Origin of the sequence: Dietzia psychralcaliphila (genome assembly GCF_003096095.1) — a bacterium.
Classification (GTDB): Bacteria; Actinomycetota; Actinomycetes; order Mycobacteriales; family Mycobacteriaceae; genus Dietzia; species Dietzia psychralcaliphila.
This window is the reverse complement of sequence record NZ_CP015453.1, coordinates 2,460,495-2,486,016: the sequence shown is the minus strand read 5'-3', so window position 1 is coordinate 2,486,016 and position 25,522 is coordinate 2,460,495. Positions and strand designations below refer to the sequence as shown.

Below are 25,522 nucleotides of genomic sequence, written 5' to 3'. Positions count from 1 at the left end.
CATGCTGCTGTCGATGACTCCTGCTCGCGGCAGGATCCCGTTGGGGTACACCCGTGCGGGACGGCATGCCGCCAACCGTCGCCGCTGTGGCTTTCGCCGTTATATGGCGGGGTTCTGTCGACGCTCTGTGGCGGCATCTGCTCATGGCGATACACGCGAGCACCGGTCTGGTCACAGATAGCGGCAGACGGTCGTGGTGTCGCATTTGGTGGGGTCGCTGGTGGTGGCACTGTGGTGAAGGTGCGCGACGGTGTGTCGCAGTGCTTGCAGGTCGGCGATTTGGCGGTCCAGGTCGCCCAGGTGGGCTTCGAGCAGGGCGTGCACGTGCTGGCAGGGTGCGACTCCGGCGTCGCGGATGTCGAGGATCTCGCGAATCTGGGCCAGGGTGAGCCCAGCGGTGCGGCCGCGGCGAACGAAGTCCAGGCGCGCCAGGGCCGCAGGGGTGTAGTCGCGGTATCCGTTGGCGGTGCGCTCAGGCGCAGGTAGTAGGCCGGCTTCTTCGTAGAAGCGCAGCGTCTTGGTTGTGGTGCCGCTGGCCACGGCCAACTCACCGATGCGCACAGTGGCCCCTTTCTCGGCTCTCGTCCATGTTCGCCTTGACCTTCCCCTGCGCTGGAACGTCCACTATGGACGCTGAAGAGGGGTCACGCGAAGGAAGGTGGGCAAATGGGTGTGGACTACGACGTCGATCTGGCCGTGATCGGCTCAGGAGGCGCGGCGATGTCCGCCGCCATCGCGGCCAGCCAGGCCGGTAAGAGCGTCGTGCTGGTTGAGCGCGGTGTTCTGGGCGGGACGTGCGTGAACATCGGCTGCGTGCCGTCCAAGACGCTCCTGGCGGCCGCCGGGGCCCGGCACGCCGCGCTCACCAATCCCTTCAAAGGTGCCCCAACGTCAGCCGCACCGGTGAACCTCGGCGATCTGGTGGCCCAGAAGGACGCACTCATCGAGCGCCTGCGTGATGCGAAGTACGCCGATGTGGCCGCTGCCTACGGCTTCCAGGTCCGCCCAGGCCAGGCCAGCTTCCTGGACGGGGACACCCTGGCCGTCGACGGCCAGGCGCTGCGGGCCCGGGCCTATCTGGTCGCCACCGGTGCCACCCCCGCCATCCCGGAGGTGGTCGGTCTCGACTCTGTGGACCGGCTGACGTCCACCACCGCGATGCAGCTGACCGAGCTGCCTGAGTCCCTGGTCGTTATCGGTGGCGGGTACGTCGGGATGGAGCAGGCCCAGCTGTTCGCTCACCTCGGCACCCGGGTCTCTGTGGTCGGGCGTCTGGCGCCGCACGCCGAGCCGGAGCTGGCCCAGAGACTTCGGGAAGTCTTCACCGACGACGGCATCACCGTGGTCGAAGAGCGCGCGACCACTGTGGCCCGCGAACCAGGCCCCGCAGGAGAGGTGGTGGTGACCACGGACTCGGGCGAACAGGTGCGCGGCGCGCAGGTCCTGGTGGCCACCGGACGCCTGCCCCGCACCGACGGCCTGAACCTGGCCGCTGCCGGTGTGGACGTGGACGAGCGCGGCTTCGTCGTGGTCGACCAGACCCAGCGCACCTCCAACCCGCGCGTCTGGGCCGCCGGTGACGTCTCGGGGGCTCCCCAGTACGTCTACGCCGCCGCCGCCGGCGGTCGGGCCGCCGCGCTCAACGCCCTGACCGAGGACAGGTACCCGCCGGCAGCTCGGGTCGACTACGCCGGCTTTCCTGCGGTCGTGTTCACCCGGCCCCAGCTGGCCTCGGCGGGGTTGACCGAGGACGAGGCCCTCACCCGAGGGCACGCGTGCGACTGCCGCGTCCTGGACCTGTCCGATGTCCCCCGGGCGCTCGTCCAGCACGACACCCGCGGGGCGGTGAAGCTCGTCGCCGACGCCGTGAGCGGCAAGGTTCTGGGCGTGCACGCTCTGGCGGACGGGGCCGGGGAGATCATGCTGGCGGCCACCTACGCCATCAAAAGCGGCATGACCGTCGACGATCTGGCCGACACCTGGGCGCCGTACCTGACCATGAGCGAAAGCCTGCGCATCGTGGCCGGCCTCTTCCGAAACCAGATGCCGACGTCATGCTGCGCCTGAAACCCGCGGCCCCAGCGGGGTGGACGAGGGCTCCCGCGGCGGCCCGCCTGGCGCCGTGAATGTGCCTTAAAAACCTTTAGGTTTTTAGGGCGTTGTCACAACAGTTCAGCAGACGCTGTATAGTTCAGCAAGTGCTGACTATTGCTTCTCGTGTCGATGTGATGAACCGGTTAGGGCGGGCGATGGCCGACCCGACACGGTCCCGAATACTGCTGACCTTGCTGGAGCAGCCGGCCTACCCGGCGGAGCTGGCCCGGGATCTGGAGCTGACACGGTCGAACGTGTCGAACCATCTGGCATGCCTGCGCGACTGCGGGATCGTTGTCGCAGTGCCCGAAGGTCGCCAGACCCGGTATGAGATCGCAGACCCGCACTTGGCCCGGTCGCTATCTTCCTTGGTCGAGATCACCCTCGCGGTCAACGAAAACGCCTCCTGCTTGGAGCCCGACTGCTCAGTGCCGGGTTGTCACGCCACGGAGGTGCAGGCGTGATCCTGTCCTCGGCCCTGCAGGCGATCGGCCTGTTCATTGCCACCAATATCGACGACATCATCGTCCTGTCGCTGTTTTTCGCCCGCGGAGCAGGCCAACGCGGAACCACCGCACGCATTCTGGCCGGCCAGTATCTCGGGTTCGCCGGCATCCTCGGCGTGGCTGTGCTCGTCTCCCTGGGCGCGGGAGTCTTCCTGCCCCCGCAGGCCATCCCTTACTTCGGGCTGATCCCACTGGGCTTGGGACTGTGGGCCGCGTGGCAGGCCTGGCGCGGGGACGATGATGACGACGATGCAAAGGTCGAGGGCAAGAACGTCGCCGTGTGGACCGTGGCCGGCGTAACCTTCGCCAACGGTGGAGACAACATCGGCGTTTACGTCCCCGTCTTTCTCAACGTGGGCCCGGGAGCCGTGGTCGCCTACTGCATCGTGTTCCTGGTGCTGGTGGCGGGACTGGTGGGCCTGGCAAGGTTCGTCGCCACCCGCCGACCGATCGCCGAAGTCCTGGAGCGCTGGGAACACATCCTGTTCCCGATTGTCCTGATCGGCCTAGGCGCCTTCATTCTGATCAGCGGCGGAGCATTCGGACTCTGACAAAACAGACGCAAACCCGGCCGCCCACCCGTGAGTCGCCGACTCGCTCTAACCCTTTCGGCCAGAACGCCCGATTGGTACGTCGTACGTCGCCGCCAAGAAGTAACCACAGAAGACCGCCACAAAGCGATCAAGTCCACAGTCGCCGCTGTGTCACAGGGTCTAGTTCGGCACTTATGAAACACCTTCCCGTGGGGTCTAGGATCTATTGATACAGATTCCGGACGAAAGGGTCTCCTCATGGCTGATCGAATCGGGACGTTGCTCAACCGTTCTGGTGATGGTGGCGAGGAGGTGCTCATCGTCAGCCGCGGGAGCGTGCGAACCCGGTTCCGCCGCCGGGACGAGTTGGGCTGGAACCTTCGGGTGGAGTCGACGGACTCGGAAAACATCATCGAAGGGAAACCGGAGCCGAAGCCGAAGCCAGCTCGCCGGGTCTCGCGTCCGCGCGGGCAGCGGGTGGCGTACGTGCGGGTGTCGGCCGCAGATCAGAACGAGGCGCGTCAGCTCGAGGCGGTGGGGGAGTGCGACCGGGTCTATATCGAGAAGCAGTCGGCTCGCTCGCGTGCCGATCGGGTGAAGCTAGAAGAGTGCATCAGGTACCTGCGAGACGGTGACGAGCTGGTTGTTGCGTCGATGGACCGACTCGCTCGTTCTCTGGTTGATCTCAAGCAGATCGTCGGTGAGATCACGGATAAGGGCGCGAGCGTGGAGTTTGTCCACGAGCGGGCCACCTACGCCGCCGGCGCCCAGGATCCTCGAGCGGATCTGATGCTGTCGCTGCTCGGGGCGTTCGCCGAGTTCGAGAGGGCAATAATCCGTGAACGCCAAGCCGAGGGTATCGCCATCGCTAAGGCGAAAGGCAAGTACAAGGGACGCAAACGCGTCCTGACTGACGAGCAGGTCGACAAGGCCCGGGCCCGCGTCGAGGCGGGGGAGGGGCCGTCGGCGATCGCCCGTGACCTCGGTGTGGGGCGGTCCACGCTGTACCGCGCTTTGCAGCGCGTGCACACAAACTGAAGGGCGGTTCGCGCTGTGGTGCTCGAGTGTCGGACCCCTGCTGTAGCTTGCGAGAACCCAATCTCCGACCAGGAGGGACCAGATGAGTTCGAGCATGTACCGCAGGCAGCTGGAACAAAAGCGCAAGCAGCGACGAGACGCAGAATCCAAGGTGGGGAACTGCAGGACTAAGGAATCGACCGCCAGGGCAGCGGCTGCCAAGGCCCGCGGTGCAGCGGCGGCCACCAAGAGCTCGACCACCATGAAGAGTAAGCTCAGGGAGGCGGAGCGTAAGGATAAAGAGGCGGAAACGGCAGGTAAAGACGCCGCACAGTGGCAGAAGAGAGTGGACAGCTACTCAAAACAGGAGCTGGATCTCCAGGCGAAATTGGAGCGAGCACAAAAGTCAGAGCTTGAGGCGGCGGAGCGTAAGCGCAAGAAGGCAGAGGAAGAGGCTGCGCGTAGGGCTGCTGGCGAAAGGCAGGCGTTCAACTCGCGGCTCAGGCAAGCAGAAGATGCGGTGAACGAGGTAATGCGCTCGGTACCATCGCCCAAAGCGGAAGTGCTCAGAATATTGCTGCTGGGCGCCGCTTCCGAGGGGGACCTGAGGATCGGCCGAGAGCAGAAACGGATTCGAACTGCGGTTGAAGCTGCGCTTCACCGTGATCAGATTCAGTTCGACGCGCGGCCCGCCGCTACTACGGCGGACTTGATGGACGGGATCACTAAGTTCCGTCCCCACGTCGTTCACTTCTCAGGTCACAGCAGCAGTGCTCTCATCGTCTTCGAGAGAGACCGAGATGAGCAGCACGACGGCGTGATAGTGACTGCACAGGCATTCGCCCGAGCCGTGCAAGCCACTGACAGTCCACCCCTGCTCGTTCTCTTGAACTCGTGCAACTCGGCTCCGCAGGCTAACAACCTGGTTGAGGAGAAGATCGTCCCCCTCGCCATTGGGATGGCGGACAGCATTGCCGACACCGATGCCATCAACTACGCCGCACAGTTCTATGCTGCCATCGCCAATGGCCAGTCAGTTCATTCTTCGCATCGAGCAGCTCGGGCGAGTCTTGAGCTTGACGGTCTCGAGGGGTACGAACTCCCTACCTTGGCTTCCGCGGATGGCATAGATCCATCCCAGGTCGTTCTCGTCAAACCGACTGAATAGCGATGCGGTTTTCCTTGCGGGGAGTCTGCTAGCTGTGGCTTAGGGCTGGGCGGTTCATATCGTTGAACTGTGCATACGGCCCCTGCTTCGACTTTACGTAACGTTTGGATATCGGCGGGTGACCCAGCCTGGTCGATTGTCGTACGACCGACCAGGCCGGGCATTGATCGTTAGCTGATCGCGGACAGGAGTTCGGTGCAGGCCTGTTCGCATTTGCGGCAGGCTTCGGCGCAGACGCGACAATGCTCGTGCATGTCCTCGTGCTTCTTACACTCGGTGGCACATTCTGCGCATGCTGTCCGGCATGCCTCGAGCGTGGTTTTGACCGTGGCGAGGTTCTGCCCGGTGCGACGGCTGAGGATTTTGCCAGTGGTTGCGCAGAGATCGGCGCAGTCAAGGTTGAGGCGACTGCAGTTCCGTAGGTCTGCGACCATCTCTTCGGCCAGGCAGGCGTCAGCGCACGAGGTGCAAGTCTGTGCGCATTCGAGACACGCGGCGATGCAGTCGGCAAGCTTCTGCACGTCTATGCCGGAAGCGTCGTTGGGGTGGGTTTCGATCATTGAAGTGATGTGAGACATCGATGTGCTCCCTTCTTCTCCGAGTCGTCGCTGGAGGCGCCCAGCTGACGCCGACGCTACTGATGCGCAGTGCTGGCTACAGTCCCTCGGGCCGACCTTCGCAGAATCTTTGTAATAGCAAGCGTCCAGTACCCGTTTTAGCTGCTTTTGGCAGGGGGCGGATCATTGTTCCGAGCGGTGACGCACGGTGAGCCACTGCGCTGCGATGATGACTAGGGCCACGATGGCGGTGATGCCCAGCGTGAGCGGGTCTGATTGCGCCTTGAGCAGGAGGAAGGGCACGAGCACTGCGACGTCGAGGACGATCGCGACCCACGGGCTCCACGCCTTGGCATTGACGTCGTCCTTGAGGCGTCGGATGATCCCGTAGTGGATGGCGATGTCCATTGCCAGGTACAAGATCGCCCCCAGGGAGGCGATCTGTGACAGGTCGAAGAAGGCTGCCATGAGGATCGCCAGGCCGGCTGTGATGTAGAGCGACTGGTGTCCGCCGGCCCCGGGTAGTCCCGGCACCTGGCCCATGTCGCGGAGCATGTCGTAGAGCTTGGAGACAGAGAACAAGCTCGCGATGAGTCCTGACAGCGTCGCCACCACCGCGATGATCACGGTCAGCGTGACGCCCCAGGATCCGAACATCGGCTTGGCAGCCTCGGCGAGGGCGTAGTCGCGGGCCCCGATGATCTGCGGAACGGTCAGGCTGGCGGTTACTGCGACGGTGATCAACAGGTAGAGGACGGTGCACAGGGCGATGGAGATCATGATGGAGCGGCCGATGTTGCGCTCCGGGTCCCGTAGGTCCGCGCCCTGGTTGGTGATCGTGGTGAAGCCCTTGTAGGCCAGGATGCACAGGGTCACCCCGGCCAGAAAGCCCATCCAGCCGTGCTCCGGTGGGGTGCGTTCGGCGACGGTGAACAGTCGGCCCAGCGAGGACACGCCCGCGGCCAGGATGCCGGCGATCGCCAGCACAGCGATGCCCACGATCTTGAGCGCCGCGGTAGCGGTGGCTGACCGCTCGACCCACTGGTTGCCCACCAGGTTGACCAGCGCGGCGGCGGCGATGGCGAACACTGCCAGCACCGGCACCCACAGGGAGGAGTCCTGCATGCCGAACGGCCGCAGCACGTAGGTGCCGAAGGTCCGCCCCAGCAGGGACTCGGCGAGGATCATCGACACGTACATGAACAGGGAGAACGTGCCGGCCGCCACCCCGGGCCCGTAGGCGGCTTTGAGCAGCATCGCGATCCCGCCCGAGGACGGGTTGATGGCCGAGTACCGGATGTAGGAGTAGGAACTGAACGCCACCACCACCGCGCCGGCGAGGAACGCCCACGGCACCCAGCCGCCGGCCAATTCCGCGACCTGGCCCACCAGGGCGAAGATGCCGGCTCCGATCATTACCCCGGTTCCCAGCGCGACGGATCCGGTGAGAGTGAGCTTGTCTTGGGACTGTGTGCTGTGGTCCATGCTGACCGCACTACCTTCCTGCCGGTGGGTGGCCGCGTCGGTGGCGATATCGGCGCGAGTGGGGATGTCAGGCGAGTTGCATAGTGGTCAGGCAGGTGAGGTCATCGTCGCCCGTGGAGATCGGAGCCGGCATCTTCGCCCTCGTGGGTCAGGGCAGCGGCGGCAACGAGCGCGATCGCGGCTCGTCTCCGAGTGGAGTGGGTGGTGTTCATCGGATTCATCCTCGTTGCATCGCTGTGGTGACGGTGTCCGGGCGGAGGTCGAGACGGCGCAGCAGCTGAGCGTTGAGAGCAACGACGACGGTGGAGGCGGACATGAGGATGGCGCCGACGCCCATGGGCAGTACGAATCCGATCGGGGCCAGGACACCTGCGGCCAGGGGCACGGCGGCGAGGTTGTAGCCGGCGGCCCACCACAGGTTCTGCTTCATCTTGCGGTAGCTCGCCCGGGAGAGTTCGATGACCGAGAGCACCGAGCGGGGATCCGATGAGGCCAGGATGACGCCGGCGGAGCCGATCGCCACGTCGGTCCCGGCGCCGATGGCGATGCCCACATCGGCTTGGGCCAGTGCGGGCGCGTCGTTGACCCCGTCGCCGACCATGGCGACCTTGCGGCCCTCGTGCTGGAGTTGGGCGACTTTGGCGGCCTTGTCTTCTGGCCGGACCCCGGCGAAGACCCGGTCGATGCCGAGCTCGGCGGCGACGGTGTCAGCGACGGCCTGAGCATCGCCGGTGATCATGACGACCTGCGCACCGGCAGCATGGAGCGCGTCGACGGCGTCACGGGACTCGGGCCGGATCTCATCGGCCAACCGCAGCGCGCCGATCACCCGGCCCTCGGCGAGGACGTGCAGGATGATCGCGCCCTCGGTACGCCACTGATCGGCGACGGGGAGTTCGTCGCGATCGTGCTGGTCGAGGAGATAGGGGCCGCCGACCTCGACCACGGTGCCCTCCACCGTGGCCTTCACGCCCACAGCTGGCGAGGAGGAGAAGTCGGTCGCCTTCGACACGGTCAGGTCGCGGGTCTGTGCGGCCCCGACCACTGCTCTGGCCAGCGGGTGCTCGCTGTCGCTCTCGGCCGCCGCGGCGAGGGCGAGTACCTCGTCTTGGGTGTGTCCCTCGATCGGTTCGATTCCGGTGACGGTGGGTTCGCCCTTGGTCAGGGTGCCGGTCTTGTCGAACAGGACGGCGTCGACGGTGCGCATCGATTCCAACGCGAGGCGGTCCTTGATCAGCACCCCGCCGCGGGCGGCGCGTTCGGTAGCGATCGAGACCACCAACGGAATCGCCAAACCCAGCGCGTGCGGGCAGGCGATCACCAGCACGGTGATCGTGCGCACCACCCCCGCATCCGGCATCCCCAGAACACTCCAGATGACAGCGGTGATCACGGCCGATGCGAGGGCGAACCAGAACAACCAGCCGGCCGCGGTGTCAGCGATGCGCTGGGCCCGCGAGGAGGATGCCTGCGCGTCGGCCACCAGCTTCTGAATTCCGGCCAGGGCAGTGTCGTCACCGATTGCGGAGACCTCGACGCGTAAGCCGGAGTCGGTGGCCACCGTGCCGGCGACCACCTGCTCGCCGATCTCACGCCGGACCGCCTTGGATTCGCCGGTCACCATGGACTCGTCCATGCTGGCCGAGCCGTCGATGATCCTGCCGTCGGCGGGCACAGAAGCACCGGGGCGGACAATTACGACGTCGCCGACCAGCAGATCGGCCGGTGCGACGGTGACCACGTCGTCGCCGTCGACCTTCTCGGCCTCATCAGGCAGCAGCGCCGCCAGAGAATCGAGTGCAGAGGTGGTGTGCGCCAGAGAACGCATCTCAATCCAGTGGCCCAGCAGCATGATGACCACCAGCAGCGCCAGTTCCCACCAGAAGTTCAGCTCATGATCCAACAAGCTCAGGCTTGCGCCCCAGGAGGCGATGAACGCCACGGTGATCGCCAAGCCGATGAGCAGCATCATGCCGGGCTGCCGAGCGCGAACCTCAGACACCGCGCCAGTAAGGAACGGCCGACCACCCCAGAGATAAATCACTGTGCCCAGGGCGGGGGAGACCCACCACACCCATCCGGCGTCGGGCAGCTGGTAACCGATGAGGTCGGCGAACATCTCGTTGAAGCCGACCACCGGCACCGCCAAGACGAGCATGATCCAGAACAAACGTCGGAACTGCCCGACATGGTCTCCGTGCCCGGCATGACCGCCATGGTCTTCATGGCCAGCGTGATGCTGCCCCGCATGGGCGTGGCCCGTCGTCTCCTGGGGCCCGTCCGGGTGATGGTGCTCAGCTACCGCCGTGTCTCGCTCGTTGAGGTGCCCGGCCGCGGCTCCGCCGGATCCATGACTGTGGGCGTGGTCATGATGATCGTGCGACTGATTCATTTGGTCCCTTCCGTCTTGTCCATTGCCACCTGGTTGGCGTGATCTTCGAGCGGCATGCGTCCGGCAGCTTCGATATGCAGGAGTTTCGAGGGAGTGAAACAGCAAGAACATGATTCCCTGACAGCGGTGAGCCCTAGCGCATGATGTGTTCTAGGGGTCATGGACATCTCTTCCCGTGGGGCCAAGTAGCAGTTGCTCCGGGCCACGAGCCGATACCGCCGCAGGGTATCGAATCGTGCTGACATCTGTGCTCGGCCGACCACGTTCGTGACACCGCCCATCCCAGGATCGCCGTTCCCGTCGGTGATGACGCACGTCCTGGCGTTCTGGGGTCCGGCCGACAGTCAGGATCGTGGGTGAGCCAGCGGATTGTGGTGAAGATTGTGTGAAGGTTTGCTCAAGATGTTCGTCAGGGGAGTGGTTCGGGCTGGCGCCACGATGATGGCGGCTCCCTTCTAGGGCGCTCGGAACGATGGAAGCACCCTCCGCCGCTGCTGGTCTTTCGGGCGCCCAAGGGCGTGGGCCAGGGTGAGCTGCCTTTGGCCCGACTCCGTAGCCACATTGCTCGAACCCGAAGGCTTTTTCGGTGACGACCTGCGGTGATGGCCTGGGACGATTGGAACAACCGGGTTGCCAGCCCGGGATAGGGCCCGCGAGTTCGTCGAGCTAACCGGCGGCGTCGACCGGATCCTGAATTCGATCAGATGTCATGTTCTCTCCTGGTTTCTGCCGTGCGAGTTCATTGGCTTTCCCACCCGCAAACTATACCCCAACGGGGTATATTGGTGAGGCGTGTTCACCGAATTTCGGGGCTCGGCTACATCCGCGAAGCATCCTGCTCGCGACCTTGCCGGGGCCTCCCATGCACCTACCCGCCCCCGCTTAGCGGGAGAAGCGGGCGATGGCGTCGGCCACTTCCTTGAATTTGATCTCTGCGGCCTCGTCGGACTCGTTCACTGCGTCGGCGACGCAGTGGCGCATGTGGTCGTCGAGCAGGCCGAGGGCGACGTTGCGCAGTGCGGAATTGATGGCGCTGACCTGGGTGAGGATGTCGATGCAGTACTGCTCCTCATCGATCATGCGGTGGATGCCCCGCACCTGGCCCTCGATCCGCTTGAGCCGGGCCTTGTAGCGGTCCTTTTCCTTCATGTAGCCGTGGTGACTGTGGGTCTCGCAGCCAGCGGCTTCGGCATCGTGCTCGGCTGCAGGGTCGATGGCGAGGTCCGGGGTATCCGTCATGACTGGCTCCTGGTCTGGTCGTGGTTGGGGGTCGCGTGGCTTGAGGTGAACCCGCGCAGGCGTAGGGAGTTGGTCACCACGAACACACTCGAGAACGCCATTGCGACGCCTGCGAGCATGGGATTGAGCAGTCCGATCGCAGCGACGGGGATCAGTGCGACGTTGTAGGCGAACGCCCAGAATAGGTTGCCCTTGATGGTGCCCAGGGTCCGGCGTGACAGCCTGATCGCGTCCACGGCGGATCGCAGGTCGTCGTTCATCAGAGTGATGTCGGAGGCTTCGATCGCCACGTCCGTGCCGGCGCCCATCGCCAGTCCGAGCTCGGCCCGGGCGAGAGCTGCCGCGTCGTTGACGCCGTCGCCGACCATGGCGACGTTCTTGCCCTTGGCCTGCAGTTTCTCGATCTGGGCGACCTTGTCGTGGGGCATGACCTCGGCGATCACGTTGGCCGGATCAATGCCGACCTCGCTGGCCACGACACGTGCGGCTCCGGCGTTGTCGCCGGTGAGTAGCCACGGGGTCAATCCGAGAGCTTTGAGTCCGGCTACCGCCTCGGCGGAGGTGGGCTTGACGGTGTCGCGGACGGTGATCACGCCCGCGACGGTGCCGTCGATCTGGGCGACCACAGGGGTGCCGCCCTGCTTCTGGGCATCGTCGAACGCGGTCCGCAGGTCCGCCGGCAGGGAGCCCTCAGGGCGACCAATGGTCACCACGGCACCGTCGACGGTGCCCGTGACGCCACGGCCTGCAGTATTGGTGAACCCGGTGACCTCCGGCAGAATGGCGGATCCGGCCTCCCTGTCGGCCACGGGGCCCTCGCCCGCCAGACTCTTTGCACCCTCGCGGGCGATGGCCTGGGCGATCGGGTGCTCGGACGCGGCCTCCACCGCAGCGGCCTTGACCAGCAGATCCGTCCGGTCGAATCCGGCGGCAGTGGTGACCTGGCTGACGGACATCACTCCGGAGGTGACGGTGCCGGTCTTGTCCATGACGATGGTGTCGACGCGCCGGGTGGACTCTAGGACCTCGGGCCCCTTGATGAGCAGTCCCATCTGGGCGCCGCGGCCGGTACCGACCAGGAGTGCGGTGGGAGTGGCCAGGCCCAGTGCGCACGGGCAGGCGATGATGAGCACGGCCACGGCGGCGGTGAACGCGGTGGCCAGTCCCGCTCCCACCACAAACAAGTGCACGAGCAGGGTGATGATCGCGATGACGATCACGATGGGCACGAAGACCTGCGAGATGCGGTCGACCAGTCGTTGGACCGGGGCCTTCTTGGACTGCGCCTCGGTGACCAGCTTGGCCATCTGGGACAGTGTGGTGTTCTCGCCGGTGCGGGTGACCTCGATCAGCAGTCTTCCCGAGGTGTTCATGGTTGCGCCGGTCACCGTGGAGCCGGACGTGACCTCAACCGGGACGGATTCGCCGGTGAGCATGGACTCGTCGATCGCGGACGAACCCTCGGTGACGCGACCGTCGGTGGCGATCTTTTCGCCCGGGCGCACCACGACGATGTCGCCGACCTTCAACTGACCCACGGGGATGCGGACCTCGACGCCGTCGCGGAGGACGGCGGCGTCCTTGGCTCCCATGTCGAGGAGCGCCTTGAGTGCGGCGGAGGACTGCCCCTTGGCCTTGGTTTCAAACCAGCGGCCCAGCAGCAGGAAGGAGATCACCACGGCGGCGGTCTCCAGATAGATCTCGTCCATCGTGGAGTTTGTGGGCAGCAGATGCACTTCCATGGTCATGCCGGGCATGCCGGCGTTGCCGAGGAACAGTGCCCACAGTGACCAGAGGTAGGCGGCCGCCGTGCCCATGGAGACCAGGGTGTCCATGGTGAACGAGCCGTGCCGCAGGTTGGCCAGGGTGGCCTTGTGGAAGGGTGCGCCTCCCCAGAAGAAGATGGGGGTGGCCATGGTCAGCACGGCCCACTGCCAATTGGTGAACTGCAGTGCCGGGATCATGCTCAGCAAGACCACCGGGACCGTGAGTGCAGCCGAGACAATCAGACGGTGTTTGAGGTCTGCGGTCTCGCGTTCCCTGGCCTCCTCGATCTGGTCTCGGGGACCGGCGCCGCCACCTGCGGAAGTTGCGTCCACAGCCTGGTCGTCGTCATTCTTCATCGTGAACGCGTCGTATCCCGCACCGCGCACGGTCTCGATGAGCGCGTCCGTGTCGACCTTGCTCGGGTCGAAGGAGATGGACGCGGACTCGGTGGCGAAGTTGACCGTGGCGTCCACCCCGTCGAGCTTGTTGAGCTTGCGCTCGACCCGCCCCGAGCACGAAGTGCAGGTCATGCCCGTGACGCCCAGATCTATGTCGATCAGATCCACCGCGGGGTGCATCTGGGAGGGTTGAGTCTGGGTCATCGAGGATCAATCCTTCACGGTGAACGGGTGGTGTGCTCGGGGCCAGGGATCTCGCCAGCTGCTGGGGCTGGCGAGATCGCTTCGCGTCAAGAGGTGACGGTGTAGCCGGCTTCCTTGACGGCGGCGACGACCTGCTCGTCGGTGAAGCCCTCGCCGGAGACCGACACCGTTCCGGTCTTGCTCGAGGCCTCCACCATGGAGACGCCCGCGATTTCGCCGACTTCCTCCTTGACCGACGACTCACAGTGTCCGCAGGTCATGCCCTGGACGGTGTACTCCTTGGTGCTGGTAGCCATGACGGCTCCTTCCGTTGACGGGTGTAGTTCGTTGAGACATCCGATGGCTCGGATCAATCCGAACACCAATGAACCTATACCCCGTAGGGGTAGTGGTCAAGGGTGATGTTCGCTTGTGTCCGCGGCTCACTCCGCCTGCACTCTGATCGCCCGGACGCCGTATGGATTGACCAGTAGGCGGGCGCAAGAGCCGTGGCGGCAAGGTCTTTGGAAGCGCGGAGACGAGCTCACCGTGCTGGCGGTGCAGCGCGAACCAGGCCCTTGCTGCCGCAGTCGAGCAGTTCGTCATAGAGACGGGCGACGCGTATTAACGCAGGCCAACACCCGGCCATGTCTGTATCCGCAACCAATTGTTCGGAACCCTGGCCGAGGGCCTCTTAGGCTAGGTCGGCATTTCCAGCACGCCAGGTTTCCCACGGGATGTTCCAGTCGCCCAGCCCGTCGGTCCCGGGAAGCGTCGGTCCGACGGTATTGATGACCTTGACCACGTCGCCCCGGTTGCTGCTGTTCTGGAACGACTTGGCGTAGGCGTCGGTGACATTGATACAGCCGTTACTGACGTTGGTGAAGCCCTGTTGTTCAACGGACCATGGGGCGGCATGGACGTAGATCCCGCTGTAGGACATCTGGGTGGCCCAGTTGACTGAAAGCCGGTAGCCGTCGGCCGAGTCGACCGGCACACCAAACGTCGATGAATCCATGATGAGCGATTCGTATCGGTCGCCGATGTAGTAGGTGCCGTTCGGGGTGGGTGTCGATGCCTTTCCTAGTGAGACCGGGCTACTGCTGACGACCTCGCCATTGATTCGGGTCGTCATTGTCTTGGTGTTGTCGTCGATCGTGGTGATGACCTCGTCGCCGATCGTGAAGTTGCTGTTTGCGTCCTGGGCTCCGTAAAGGCCTTCGCCCATATCGGTGCCGTAGATGTTGACGTCGACGTCGACCTCGGTGCCCGGTGCCCAGAATTCGGCGGGGCGCCAGCGAACCTCCGAGGGCGACACCCAGTAGAAGGCTCCTTCGACGGCGGGGGTCGTGGTGACCTCGATGGCGTCCTGGACGGCCTTACGGTCGCCGACGGCGGACTCGAAACGCACCGCGACCGGCTGCGCGATACCTACCGTGTGGCCCTGACCGGTCACCAGGCTCGCGCTGGTGGTCGAGTTCGGGACCACGGTGCTGAACGAGGACGAGTCTGTAATCGTCTCACCGTCGTCGTTAGTAGCGCTCGCCTCGATCGAGTAATCCCGGTTGTAGCCCAGAGTCTCGGTGGTGCGCCACTGGGAGCGTTCCGCGTTGAACTCGCCTTCGACCTCGCGGCCTTCTTCGTTTGTGACCGTGACATCGTCGAACGCACCGTCTGTCACATCCAAGACGATCGGTTCCCGCGGCGTCGCGGCCACTGTCCCATCTTCGAACGAGGTGTGAATGACGGCCGCAGCGGCGGGGGCTTCTTTCGGTGCAGCGGCCGTCGAGGTGTCCTCGGTATCTCCGATCGTGCACGCGCTCAGCCCTACTGCGGCCACCAAGGCCACCGCGACCGAGGCAAGCCGTTTCGCCGGTGTGCGCTCTGGTGCGGCTCCGCCTGCGAGCATCGCTTCTTTCCTCACCACTTCTCCCTCGAGTTCGTATGCGTTCTGACCGGTAGTTTCCATTCCGTCTTCGGTCGGCCTTGGTTTGCGCCGCCGACGACGTTTCAGGGAATCGTTAATGTATGAAATGACCGTCCATCAGCAGCGTAGGCAGTGTCCTGGTCCGCGGCGATGATGGCTTCGACATCACCGACAACTGGTCCCTGCTGCCACTCATCGTCGTTGACGTTCTTGCGCCAGGCGGTGCCGTCGGTATCGATCCCCCAGAGGGTGCCGTCTTCGGCTGCAGATATCAGCAGGAGTTCGGGAGCAGCTGGTACTGATGCGAATGTGCGCCCGATGTCGGTGCTGAGTTGTAGGCCTCCTGCGGTTGTGGCCCAGATGCCCTCGTCGGTAATCGCCAATGCTCTCGCGGCCATCTCGATGCCGTCGGTCCAACTGACGCCCGAGTCGGTGGACGTTCGAATTCCGTTGGCGGTGTCGAATCCGACAAGGGTGTTTCCGTCAGTGGTCAGGGCGTGAAAGTCGACTTCGCCGGAGAGGGATTTCGTCGCCCACGACTGGCCGCCGTCGACACTCTCGATGAGTCCGAGAGGATTGGGGGCGGAGCTTGACGGGCCAGGATGGCCCGAAGCGTAGAGGTTATCCGTCCCGGGCGCGCCTGTGAGCCCCATGAAGTCGTCGTCGGCGTCGCCGACGCGGGTGGTCGCGCCATCGGGGTTGAGGACGAAAAGCCCCGTATGCGTGCCGGCCAGCACCCTTCCCTCAGCATCGAGGTGGAGTCCGTGCACATGGTCAAGCGCGGGTGTTAATGCGGTGCCGACCGTCGATGAGGCGTCCCCGGATTCGGGTGCTGGCGTCTGCTGCGGGCTCGAACACGCGGTCGCGATGAGAGCCGATGCAAGGATGGCTATTGGGGTCCAGGCCCGCTTTCGGTGCGAAAGCATGAGTGCGTATCTCGTTTCTGGCAGGGACAAGAAAATGTGCTCATGTCCAGACGGTCTCCGGCGGGGTCGGACTGCCATCGACCCCGCCGGGAATGCGAGCCTTCGTTTTTTTACATGGAGTCGAGCATCTGCTGCATGGTGTCGATTTCCTGCTGCTGGGTGTCGATGATGGTTTGCGCCAGGTCGACAGCCGGCGGGTACGTGCCGTTCTCGACCTGGTCTTCGGCCATGGCCACGGCGCCTTCGTGGTGGGCGATCATCTGGTTGAGGAACAACTCGGCAGCCTCAGGGCCGGGAGCGTCGGACAACAGCTGCAATTCCTCATCGGAGAGCATGCCCTCCATCTGCGCCATGTCATGGTCACCGCCCATGTCCATGTCCATGTCCATGCCTTCGGGCTGCGTCGGCTCTCCCCACTGCTCGAGCCAGTCGGTCAGCTGCGCGATCTCGGGCCCCTGGGCGGCCTTGATCTCCTCGGCCAGCGAGGTGACGTCGGCGGGGACATCATCCTTGGACAAGATGATGTCGCTCATCTCGATGGCTTGCTCATGGTGGGGGATCATCATCTGGGCGAACATCACGTCAGCCTCGGAATGCTGAGCTGACTCCTCTGCCTGCTCGGTGGTCGAACTCCCGCTGGTCGCAGTGGTCTCGACGGCGGTCGTGGTCTCGCTGGCCGTGTCGGTCTCGTCGCTGGTGCAGGCGGACAGCCCCAGCAGGACCGCGGCGGCAGCGGCGGTCATCACAAGCTTCTTTCGATTCATCTGGGTTCCCTTTCTTCTGCGGACTTTCGGGCCCGCGGGTGGATCACCTTGCCGGTCAGGCGAGGTAGGACAGAGTGGTCATCATCCCGGCCTCTTGGTGATAGGCGTTGTGGCAGTGCAACGCCCACTGGCCAGGATTATCGGTGTCGAACTCGATCTCAATAGTGCGCATCGGCCGAATCGTGACGGTATCTTTGCGAAGCCCGCTGTCCGCGAGCGCGAACGTATGTCCGTGCAGGTGCATCGGGTGGAACATGTCGGACATGTTCCGCATCCGCATTCGCACCCGCTCCCCACTGTTGACCTCCAGCGGCGCCGAATCCGGGTGGACTTGGCTGTTGAGGGTCCACCGGTACGGCGACATCGTCCCGCCCAGGTCGACGCTGTGGTACCGATCATGACTTTGGCTAGACAGACGTACTGCCTCGCTGGGGGATAAGTCGGTACCCAATAGCGGACGCCGGTCCACTTCGACTGGTCGGGAATTTGTCGGGAGATCGCCCGCTGCTGTACGTACGAGGGCCTGCGCGTGACCATCCTTGCCTTCGGGCTGAGCGAACAACGGGAACACGCCGTCGCCGAGCGTGACCACAACATCGAACCGTTCACCCATGCCGATCAGAAGGGAATCGGTGTCCTCGGGAAGCACGGGAAAGCCGTCGGTGTGAGTGACGGTCATCCGGTGCCCGCCAAGCGCTACCCGGAACGCGGTGTCGGCGCCGGCATTAACGAACCGGATGCGCACGCGTTGGCCCCGCGACGCTCTCCAGACGTAGGGGTCGACAGGGAGTCGCCCATTGATCAGAAAGTGCGGGTAGGTGACATCCCCGGCGCTGCCGAGGATGGGGGAGATCATCGACCCCTCACCCCCATGCATGTCCATCATGTCGTGGTCCATCCCCTGCATCCCGGCATCTGCGGTGTCGGCACCGATGCCCAGATCACGGGCGACATCGTCGGGAGTCCGACCGGTCCCATCGAGCCAGTCGTCAAGGACCACGAGCCATTCATGGTCGTAGTCGCCGGGCTCGTCCGGATCATCGATGATCACCACTCCGTACAGGCCCCGATCGAGTTGCAGACCCGAATGTGAGTGGTAAAAGTACGTGCCTGGGTCTGGGGCGGTGAAGTCGTAGGTGAACGTGGTGCCTGGTGCGATCGGGTCCTGTGTCAACCCGGGAACCCCGTCCATGTCGTTGCTCATGGCGATCCCGTGCCAGTGCACGCTGGTCTCCTGTGGCAGCTGGTTGTCCACGGTGATCTGCAGCCGATCTCCAGCTTGGGCCCGCACCAGTGGGCCTGGCAATTGTTGGTCATATCCCCACGTTGAGACAACGCGGCCACCCAGATCAACATCGACCGGACGGGGGGACAACTGCGCGGATACCACCGTTTGGCCGGGGGAGCGTCGCTCCTGTTCAAGCCGCCTCACGAGATCTGACGAGGCTCCCACGGGACTGCCCGTGGCTGATCCGGAACCAGAACATGCAGTCAGAGCGCCGGCGCCGGCGAGAAGCGATCCGGCCAAGAAGGACCGGCGGGAGACCAGCACGCGCGGCGCACGGCTTAGCGCACCTGCCCGCCCCGTGGCGTCAGCGTTCATCATGATCGACGCTTCGCGAAGTCGCGGTCCCTGCGGGAGATGCGAATGAGATACCGGAAGAGACGACCCCATTAGCAGGAGAGTGCGGCCCGCGCAGGTGCCGATGCCCTCCAAAAAGACTGGTCGCCAAGGCCAGAACCATCGCCCAGAAACCGAGTACGAACGCGATCAACAGAACGATGTCGATCCAGTTCACACCGTAAAGCCACCCCATCATACTCAACTCCTCGCCTGTCTTAGAAACTCGATTCTGCGGTGTGAACTGCGAGATCTGGGTCATCGTTTCGTCAAGATCTGATCAAGGTTCTTCTCTGACAAGCTCGACTCGAGTTGGGAGAGGCCATCGGAGCACTGTCAGATCGGCAGAGTGGTGTCGGAGACGGCGAAGTCGCGGAGCCAGTACACGAACTGCGTCCAAATGCCGCTGAGCAGCAAGATTCCGACGACGATGAGCATGATGCCGCCGACGATCTGAATCGTTCGCGTGTGTCGTTGCAGCCAGCCCACTGTGCGGATGGCTCTCGTCGAACCGAAGGCCACCACAATGAAAGGCAGTCCGAGCCCCAGGCAGTACGCCACGATGAGCAGTACTCCGCGTGCGGCGTCGAGTCCGGTTCCGGCGGCAACTGACAACGCCGCTGCCAGAGTCGGTCCGAGACACGGCGTCCATCCCAGGGCGAAGACGGCGCCAAGTAGCGGCGCGCCCGCCCAGGTGGAAAGTGCTTTCGGCTGCATTCGAGTGTCCCTCTGGAGGGCGGGTATGGCCCCGATGAACACCAGTCCCATCAAGATGGTCACCACACCGCCGAGCCGTTGCAGCAATTCTTGCCGGGGGGCGAGGTATTGCACGGTGCCCAGCACCATCGCCGACAGCAGTACGAAGACCACCGTGAATCCAGCAACGAATAGCACCGCGGCGAGGACGACTCGTCGTCGCGATGACACCCGCTGACGCTGCTGTTCAAGAGTGAGCGAGCTGGCTTCGGCGCGGCGTTGCTCGGCGGCCTGCACAGTCACCGCCGGGCGCTCTGCACCCACGATGCTGGCCATATATGCCAGATACCCGGGCACGAGCGGGACTACGCACGGCGAGGCGAACGAGACGAGTCCAGCGAGGACACATGCTCCCAACGCGAGCAGCAGAGGTCCGGAGGCAGCAGTTTGTTGGAACGTCTGGCCAATAGATTGCGCAATCAGCACCGTGTTCATGCAGCGTCGCTTTCAGCAGGCTCGGCCAGCAGTCTCTCGATGACCGGCTCCAACTGGGTGTCGGTGACCTCTGCTAGATACACCGCAGCGACTCGGTGCTGTTTGTCGAGAATCAGTGTCGCTGGCACCACCGAGGTGGGGAAACCATGTAGCGCCGCCACCGCGGCCTGCGACGGGTCCCAAATTGAGGGATAGGTGACCCCGTTGTCCTCGATGAAGTCGACAGGCTTTTGCCGATTCGGGTCCCGCAAGTTGACGCCGAGATTGGTGAAGCCTTGCGCCTGGTACTTGTCCTGCAGTCGCTGCAGGTCGTCGGTTTCCGTCCGGCAGGGCGCACACCACTGACCCCACAGGTTGATCAGCACCACCTCGCCAGGAAAGTCTGCGACCGCCACAGTGGCCTCCGGATCTACTACTTCCGGGCCAGACATCGGAGCGATCTTCTGGCGGTCCGCCGGCGGATCATAGAAGATCTCAATCTGGCCGCCCGGGCTGACAAAATCGAACGTCTCACCTGAAGCGACGGCATCAGTGCCGCTAGCGCAGCCAGTAAGTACAAGCGAACTCACCACCACTGCGGCCAGTTGGCATCTTGCCCGTCTGCCCCAGCTACCGGGCTGCGCACCCTTGCCGAACACATCCGTCGTCATCACAGCATCAGCACCACTCTTGCCTGCACAGTCACACCGGACGATTGTGCCGCCCCTACCCCATTGGTTCGGTCGGGGTTCGATGAAGGTCTGATCAAGATTCCCGAGAGAAGCTGTGGGCGCCGCGAGACCGATGCACAGTGTGCAGCTGACACGAGAACCGGATTCCGAGTGCAAAAAGGAGACCCCCATGGCACATGGGCATGGTGGACACGGGCAGGTGCAGGCTCGTGGGTGGGGCATGGCTATCTCGGCCTGGCTGACGGGAATCTACTTCGTCATCGAGTTGGCGATCGGGCTGTGGACCGGCTCGGTTGCGGTGATCTCGGACGCTTTTCACACCTTCTCGGCGGTCGGTGGTGTCCTAGTCGCCATCTTCGCTGCTCGACTCGCCCGCCGCCCCGCAGACGAAAATCGCAGCTTTGGCTGGTACCGCGCCGAGATCGTAGGCGCGCTGGTCAATGGCGGTTTCCTGCTAATCATGGCGATGGTGGTGATCGTGATGGCTGCCATGCGCATGAATGATCCGGTTGACCTGCCCACGACGCCCATGCTGTGGGCAGCCGCGGGAGGCTTGCTTACCGAAATCGTCGCCCTGAGCCTGATCTGGAAACAAAGCCGCAGCGACATGAACGTTCGTGGCGCGTTGTGGCACATCATCCAGACCTTCGTCGGCAGCCTGCTCATCATCGTCACCGCACTAGTGATCAAGTTCACCGGGTTCTTGCTGATCGATCCGCTGCTCGGTTTGGCGTTCGGCTTCGTGCTTGTATGGGCAAGCTGGAGCATCCTGCGCGACGCCACCCATCTGCTCATGGAGGGCACACCCGACGAGGTCTACCTGTCTGACGTGACTGAAGACCTGGCAGCGATAGATGGGGTGGAAGACGTCCATCATGCCCATGCTTGGGCACTAACCAGTGGACGTTTCGTGTTCTCCGGCCACCTGCGCACCTCCGCAAGCGCCGATCCGCAGATCGTTCTCCAATCCGCCTCCAACCTGCTTCAAGCTCGGTACCGCTTCTTCTTTTCTACTGTGCAGGTGGAGACCGACTGTCCCGACGAGACTGCGGCATCAGCGATCGACATCACACGTGCGGCGGGTACGAGGAGGGGGCAGGAGTAAGGACCTTGATCCTGCTTGCGTTGATCGCGGTCTAGTCACCCGGGACGATTGCGGGGTGGCCCCGACCGGACCGCATCCGAACCAAAAATCACGTCGGGGTAACGGTCGGGCGATGCCGTAGATGACTAACAAATGGCGTATGAACTGCTGATTTCTGGATTCTCAGGAAACTCTCCGTGACCGGACGATATGCAACTGTTACCGTTTCGGGAGTCTCCAGTGGTCGTCGGTATGAAGCTGCGACCATCGCTTAAGTTGAAGGAATCAATCATGTCGAGCTCCTCCAAGAGCGTTCCGTTCGCCGATCTCATGGACTCGCTTGGTGTGGGCCACCGCATCTCTGCTGGTGGGCGTCATCGCGCCAACCGATCCAGGGGAGTGGGCCGGATCGCCGCCACCACGCTGGCTGGCGCCGCAATCGCCGGTGGCGCGGCGCTTAGTGTCGCCCCTGTGGCCGCTGCCCAATCGTCTGATCCCGAGCACGTCGGACAGATGGTCGAAGAGGCTGCCGCCCGCTATGGCATCGGAGCTGACGCGGTCCGCCAGTATGCAAGTCAGGCCCCCGGGCTGAGCCAGGCGCTCGGATTCGATACTGCTCAGTCGTCGTCTTCGGCGTTTTCGGTCGCCAGCCAAGCTCACAGGCCGACTGATGGAACGATCACCTCTGGCTTCGGCTCGCGGTGGGGCGCTAACCACAATGGCACCGACATCGCTGCGCCGATCGGCACACCCTTGTATGCAGCCAAGTCCGGCACGGTCGTGGCCTCCGGCCCCGCTTCCGGTTATGGGTTATGGATTCGCATCAAGACCGATGACGGCTATCTCTTGGAGTATGGCCACAACAATGCCAACTACGTCACCGAAGGCCAGCAGGTCACCGCCGGCCAGGTGATCGGTGAAGTCGGTAACCGTGGCTACTCGACTGGTCCGCATGTGCACTTCGGCGTACAGAATCCCGCCGGCCAGTGGATCGACTCGGTGTCATGGTTGGCCGCGAACGGCGTCGTCATCTGAGGACGTAGACAACGACCTGCTGCTCGACACTTCCGATCCAGGCCCGGATGCCACAATTCGGCACGCAACACGCTGATCTCGCCGGATCGGAACCATCCCTGCCGACAGTGGCGGGAGGCGGGCACGATTAATGATCGCCGGAGCTGGTGCCGACAGGAGGGCCCCGATGCCGACCGTCCTACCACCACGCCTACCGTGAACGGCGTGCAGAGGGTCTTTCGCGTGATGACGCCGGGGTGGTTGATTTCCTTCATCGCCGTCGCACTGTTCGTCTATACGTGCTTCACACTGTTGGCGCCATGGCAGTTAGGCAAGAACGAGGATTTGAAGACGCGCAATTCCCAACTTCTTCACAGCGTCGAAGCCGATCCAGTGCCGTTGACGGAATTGACGGCGCGGGACGCGCCGTTGGACGAATCCGAGTGGCATCGGGTCACAGTAACCGGTCGCTATCTGCCCGAAGACGAAGTGCTCTTGCGGCAGCAAGCTGTCGACGGGGAACAGGTTTACCAAGTTCTCACCGCATTTCGGACCGAGGGCGGCGATGATCTGCTTATTAATCGTGGATGGGTTCGCGTTGGCGAGAACAACACGGTGCCGACCTACCCGGCCGCGGTAGCCGATCCAGTGACCATCACCGCCAGGCTCAGAATGCCCACCGACACCCCGGCCGAACCGATAGTTCTGCACGATCGTCACATGGTGCGCTCCATTGAAACCTCGACGATCGGTCGGGTTCTGGATCTCGATCTTGCTGGCTATCATCTCCAGCTCCCCGGAGGCCAACCAGGATCACTCGAGCCAACTCCGATACCGGAAGTCGAGGCGGGTTCGTACCTGTCCTATGGGCTTCAATGGCTTGCATTCGGAGTTCTAGCGCCAATTGGGCTTGGCTACTTTCTGTGGAGTGAAATCCGGGAGCGGCGCCGCCAACGTAGCCAGGGCAACGACGAGCAAGGCAGCCTAGGCGACGGTGCTGTGGGACCTGGTGACAGGGATATCGATCCTGATGTCGTATCCGGTCATATTGCTGAGGTGGATGCGGCCACGGAGGCAGTGGCCCATGACCGCCTCGTAACGATGACCGTTCGTGATCGCTACGGCACCAGATTTGAGGCTGAACGCCGACGGCGTCTACGTCCGAGAAATAGGCTCGATTACTGAGTCCAATCCTCGAGCTGGCTCTCGCCCTTACCTCGCGGGAGCTCATCAATTTCTCGCCCTCGGCGCCCTGCCCGACATGCTCACGTTGAGCGCCTGCAGCCGGCCCGGCCGACGACGGGTCCGCTCCCGATATCGGCGCGCACTCATGGCCGGGGATCTCAGCCCCGCCGACGGCGGCTAGCAATCCACCCCACCAGCATCGCGAATACTGCGGTGACCGTGATGATGAGTTCAGGAATTGAACGTAATCGGGTGGCAAGTGTGAACTCGGTATTGAGCGGGACCTGTGCGACGAGGGCATCGGCAGTGAACATTTCGGTCTGCTCGAGCACATCGCCATTCGCCGCGATAATCGCGCTGACACCGCTGGTGGCCGCTACCACCACCGTGCGGTTGTGTTCGACAGCGCGCAGCCGCGACATCGCCAGCTGCTGATAGGTCATGTCGGTATCGCCGAAGGTTGCATTGTTCGTTGGTACCGCGATCAACTGCGCCCCCGACCGAACCGACTCGGCCACCAGATCATCGAACGCGACCTCATAACAGGTGGCCACAGCGAGCGGTGTCTCATCGATGGTCACCACACCATCGCCGTTACCGGGCACGAAGTTGCCCGCCTGCGCGGCATAAGGCGAAAGCTTGCTCACGATCGATCGCATTGGCAGATATTCACCAAATGGAACCAGTCGTCTTTTGTCGTGCGCATCGCCAGGTCCTGTTCCTTGCTCCCACACCAGCGCTGTATTTCGGGTGGTACCGGAGCCAGTGGACACCACCGCCCCCACAAGGATCGGAGCGCCGATTGCCTCTGTGGCCGCATCGATCTGTTCTGCAGCGTCGGCATTGCGAAACGGGTCGATGTCTGATGCGTTCTCCGGCCAGATCACCAGATCCGGTGCGGGCTTCACCCCCGCTGCGACCTCGGCGGCGAGAGCGTCGGTACGAGCCACATGATTGTCCAGTACAGCGCGCCGTTGCGCGTTGAAATCCAGACCGAGTCGGGGCACGTTGCCCTGGACTAGGGCAACCGTTTTAGAGGGGGTGGTGATTGGTGCGGTAGAGACGGGTATCGAGCCGAGTGCAGAGGCGGTCACAAGCACCGCCCCGAGTAGCAACACCGAGCGCCAGGCGGAGCGCCGAGCAAGTCCGACGACCACTGCAGCCGTCGCGCTGCCCACCAGTGCAACGGACAGGCTCACCCCTGGCGCCCCAGCGATCTGAGCGATCGCCAGCAATGGTCCATCAGTCTGACCGAACGCCAGCCGGCCCCAGGGAAACCCACCGAAGGGCAGGCGCGCTCGAACCGCTTCGGTGGCCACCCAGCAGCACGCGATCCACAGTGCAGCCCCGGGCAGCCGCGCCACCAGTGCGGTGGCCCCAGCGAAGACAGCGACTGCCACGGCCTGTAGCGCCGCTAATGCTAGCCAGGGGACAGCGCCGACATAAACCCCCACCCAGGGCAGTAAAGGTACGAAGAACCCGAGACCAGCCAGGTATCCCAATCCGAACGCGCCGCGCACGCCGATCCCTCGGACCGCCAGAACCAAAATGGCAAGACCGGCCGGGGCGAGAAACCACAAGGATAGAGGCGGGAAACTGGTGTACAGCAGTATTCCTGCGCCCAATGACGACACCATTCGACCAAGCGCACGGCCGACGGGGTGACTATTTAGCCACCGCCGAGAAGGCGTTGACCGCGGTTGATTTCGGGTAACCCCGCCCATCCTGAGGCCGACTGCTGGCAGTACCACCGATTGCGGCCCACGGTTCTTCTGTCGTGTTGTCATGTCACGCTCGCGA

The 25,522-nt window shown here is 63.8% G+C and carries 24 protein-coding genes; 9 read left to right on the top strand and 15 right to left on the bottom strand.

Annotated elements, in window-relative coordinates; all coding sequences use genetic code 11:
- Positions 1 to 171: 171 nt before the first annotated feature.
- Positions 172 to 561, bottom strand: a complete 390-nt coding sequence (locus tag A6048_RS11370) for a heavy metal-responsive transcriptional regulator (protein WP_007928756.1) — start codon at positions 559 to 561, stop codon at positions 172 to 174.
- A gap of 105 nt (positions 562 to 666) precedes the next feature.
- On the opposite strand from A6048_RS11370, the gene merA reads away from it, so the two are divergent.
- From merA to A6048_RS11345, 5 genes are all read left to right on the top strand, one after another.
- The gene (gene merA, locus A6048_RS11365; RefSeq protein ID WP_017838447.1) at positions 667 to 2,067 is read left to right on the top strand and encodes a mercury(II) reductase; all 1,401 of its coding nucleotides are present in this window, start codon (positions 667 to 669) and stop codon (positions 2,065 to 2,067) included.
- A gap of 131 nt (positions 2,068 to 2,198) precedes the next feature.
- Positions 2,199 to 2,558: a Cd(II)/Pb(II)-sensing metalloregulatory transcriptional regulator CmtR gene (gene cmtR, locus A6048_RS11360; RefSeq protein ID WP_031265333.1), complete on the top strand. Its 360-nt coding sequence runs from the start codon at positions 2,199 to 2,201 to the stop codon at positions 2,556 to 2,558.
- A complete protein-coding gene (locus A6048_RS11355; protein WP_017838449.1) occupies positions 2,555 to 3,151 on the top strand; it encodes a cadmium resistance transporter in 597 nt (198 codons plus the stop codon). The genes cmtR and A6048_RS11355 overlap by 4 nt, the downstream gene beginning before the upstream one ends.
- 240 nt (positions 3,152 to 3,391) lie before the next feature.
- The gene (locus tag A6048_RS18505; protein ID WP_107746574.1) at positions 3,392 to 4,171 is read left to right on the top strand and encodes a recombinase family protein; all 780 of its coding nucleotides are present in this window, start codon (positions 3,392 to 3,394) and stop codon (positions 4,169 to 4,171) included.
- Positions 4,172 to 4,253: 82 nt separating this feature from the next.
- A complete protein-coding gene (locus tag A6048_RS11345; protein ID WP_095719482.1) occupies positions 4,254 to 5,318 on the top strand; it encodes a CHAT domain-containing protein in 1,065 nt (354 codons plus the stop codon).
- A 170-nt stretch (positions 5,319 to 5,488) separates the two neighbouring features.
- Here the strand turns inward: A6048_RS11345 and A6048_RS11340 are convergent, their stop codons facing one another.
- The 3 genes from A6048_RS11340 to A6048_RS11330 all read right to left on the bottom strand — a co-directional run bounded on the left by A6048_RS11340 (position 5,489) and on the right by A6048_RS11330 (position 9,518).
- Positions 5,489 to 5,878 carry a four-helix bundle copper-binding protein gene (locus A6048_RS11340; protein WP_235027360.1) on the bottom strand — a complete coding sequence of 130 codons (390 nt, stop codon included), beginning with the start codon at positions 5,876 to 5,878 and terminating at the stop codon, positions 5,489 to 5,491.
- Between the two features lie 180 nt (positions 5,879 to 6,058).
- The gene (locus A6048_RS11335; RefSeq protein WP_107746576.1) at positions 6,059 to 7,360 is read right to left on the bottom strand and encodes an APC family permease; all 1,302 of its coding nucleotides are present in this window, start codon (positions 7,358 to 7,360) and stop codon (positions 6,059 to 6,061) included.
- A 217-nt stretch (positions 7,361 to 7,577) separates the two neighbouring features.
- On the bottom strand, positions 7,578 to 9,518 hold the full coding sequence (locus A6048_RS11330; RefSeq protein ID WP_107746682.1) for a heavy metal translocating P-type ATPase: 1,941 nt from the start codon (positions 9,516 to 9,518) through the stop codon (positions 7,578 to 7,580).
- A 30-nt stretch (positions 9,519 to 9,548) separates the two neighbouring features.
- Here A6048_RS11330 and A6048_RS18855 point away from each other — a divergent pair, with 30 nt between their 5' ends.
- The gene (locus A6048_RS18855; protein ID WP_107746577.1) at positions 9,549 to 9,794 is read left to right on the top strand and encodes a hypothetical protein; all 246 of its coding nucleotides are present in this window, start codon (positions 9,549 to 9,551) and stop codon (positions 9,792 to 9,794) included.
- Positions 9,795 to 10,634: 840 nt separating this feature from the next.
- On the opposite strand, the gene A6048_RS11320 is transcribed toward A6048_RS18855, so the two are convergent.
- The 10 genes from A6048_RS11320 to A6048_RS11280 all read right to left on the bottom strand — a co-directional run bounded on the left by A6048_RS11320 (position 10,635) and on the right by A6048_RS11280 (position 20,418).
- Positions 10,635 to 10,991, bottom strand: a complete 357-nt coding sequence (locus A6048_RS11320) for a metal-sensitive transcriptional regulator (protein ID WP_017838595.1) — start codon at positions 10,989 to 10,991, stop codon at positions 10,635 to 10,637.
- Positions 10,988 to 13,360: a heavy metal translocating P-type ATPase gene (locus A6048_RS11315; RefSeq protein ID WP_107746578.1), complete on the bottom strand. Its 2,373-nt coding sequence runs from the start codon at positions 13,358 to 13,360 to the stop codon at positions 10,988 to 10,990. Before A6048_RS11315 ends, A6048_RS11320 begins: the two co-directional genes overlap by 4 nt.
- Before the next feature lie 86 nt (positions 13,361 to 13,446).
- Positions 13,447 to 13,656: a heavy-metal-associated domain-containing protein gene (locus A6048_RS11310; protein ID WP_007625927.1), complete on the bottom strand. Its 210-nt coding sequence runs from the start codon at positions 13,654 to 13,656 to the stop codon at positions 13,447 to 13,449.
- A 377-nt stretch (positions 13,657 to 14,033) separates the two neighbouring features.
- Positions 14,034 to 15,308, bottom strand: a complete 1,275-nt coding sequence (locus A6048_RS11305; RefSeq protein WP_182646105.1) for a L,D-transpeptidase — start codon at positions 15,306 to 15,308, stop codon at positions 14,034 to 14,036.
- A 41-nt stretch (positions 15,309 to 15,349) separates the two neighbouring features.
- A complete protein-coding gene (locus A6048_RS11300; RefSeq protein WP_235027361.1) occupies positions 15,350 to 16,192 on the bottom strand; it encodes a F510_1955 family glycosylhydrolase in 843 nt (280 codons plus the stop codon).
- Positions 16,193 to 16,302: 110 nt separating this feature from the next.
- Positions 16,303 to 16,935: a DUF305 domain-containing protein gene (locus A6048_RS11295; RefSeq protein ID WP_107746683.1), complete on the bottom strand. Its 633-nt coding sequence runs from the start codon at positions 16,933 to 16,935 to the stop codon at positions 16,303 to 16,305.
- A gap of 76 nt (positions 16,936 to 17,011) precedes the next feature.
- Positions 17,012 to 18,559, bottom strand: coding sequence for a multicopper oxidase family protein (locus A6048_RS11290; protein WP_107746684.1), 1,548 nt, complete (start codon positions 18,557 to 18,559; stop codon positions 17,012 to 17,014).
- Positions 18,549 to 18,839 carry a hypothetical protein gene (locus A6048_RS18280; RefSeq protein ID WP_146166336.1) on the bottom strand — a complete coding sequence of 97 codons (291 nt, stop codon included), beginning with the start codon at positions 18,837 to 18,839 and terminating at the stop codon, positions 18,549 to 18,551. Before A6048_RS18280 ends, A6048_RS11290 begins: the two co-directional genes overlap by 11 nt.
- Positions 18,840 to 18,913: 74 nt before the next feature.
- Positions 18,914 to 19,768, bottom strand: coding sequence for a cytochrome c biogenesis CcdA family protein (locus A6048_RS11285; protein ID WP_107746580.1), 855 nt, complete (start codon positions 19,766 to 19,768; stop codon positions 18,914 to 18,916).
- A complete protein-coding gene (locus tag A6048_RS11280) occupies positions 19,765 to 20,418 on the bottom strand; it encodes a TlpA disulfide reductase family protein (protein ID WP_235027362.1) in 654 nt (217 codons plus the stop codon). The genes A6048_RS11285 and A6048_RS11280 overlap by 4 nt, the downstream gene beginning before the upstream one ends.
- 190 nt (positions 20,419 to 20,608) lie before the next feature.
- On the opposite strand from A6048_RS11280, the gene A6048_RS11275 reads away from it, so the two are divergent.
- From A6048_RS11275 to A6048_RS11265, 3 genes are all read left to right on the top strand, one after another.
- Positions 20,609 to 21,544 (top strand): cation diffusion facilitator family transporter, encoded by a 936-nt coding sequence (locus A6048_RS11275; protein WP_107746581.1) that lies wholly within the window; start codon positions 20,609 to 20,611, stop codon positions 21,542 to 21,544.
- Between the two features lie 270 nt (positions 21,545 to 21,814).
- Positions 21,815 to 22,558, top strand: coding sequence for a M23 family metallopeptidase (locus A6048_RS11270; protein WP_081615259.1), 744 nt, complete (start codon positions 21,815 to 21,817; stop codon positions 22,556 to 22,558).
- A 195-nt stretch (positions 22,559 to 22,753) separates the two neighbouring features.
- Positions 22,754 to 23,722, top strand: coding sequence for an SURF1 family cytochrome oxidase biogenesis protein (locus tag A6048_RS11265; RefSeq protein WP_227022437.1), 969 nt, complete (start codon positions 22,754 to 22,756; stop codon positions 23,720 to 23,722).
- A gap of 158 nt (positions 23,723 to 23,880) precedes the next feature.
- On the opposite strand, the gene lnt is transcribed toward A6048_RS11265, so the two are convergent.
- Complete coding sequence (gene lnt / locus A6048_RS11260) at positions 23,881 to 25,359, bottom strand: apolipoprotein N-acyltransferase (RefSeq protein ID WP_235027363.1); 1,479 nt, start codon at positions 25,357 to 25,359, stop codon at positions 23,881 to 23,883.
- Between the last annotated feature and the right edge of the window lie 163 nt (positions 25,360 to 25,522).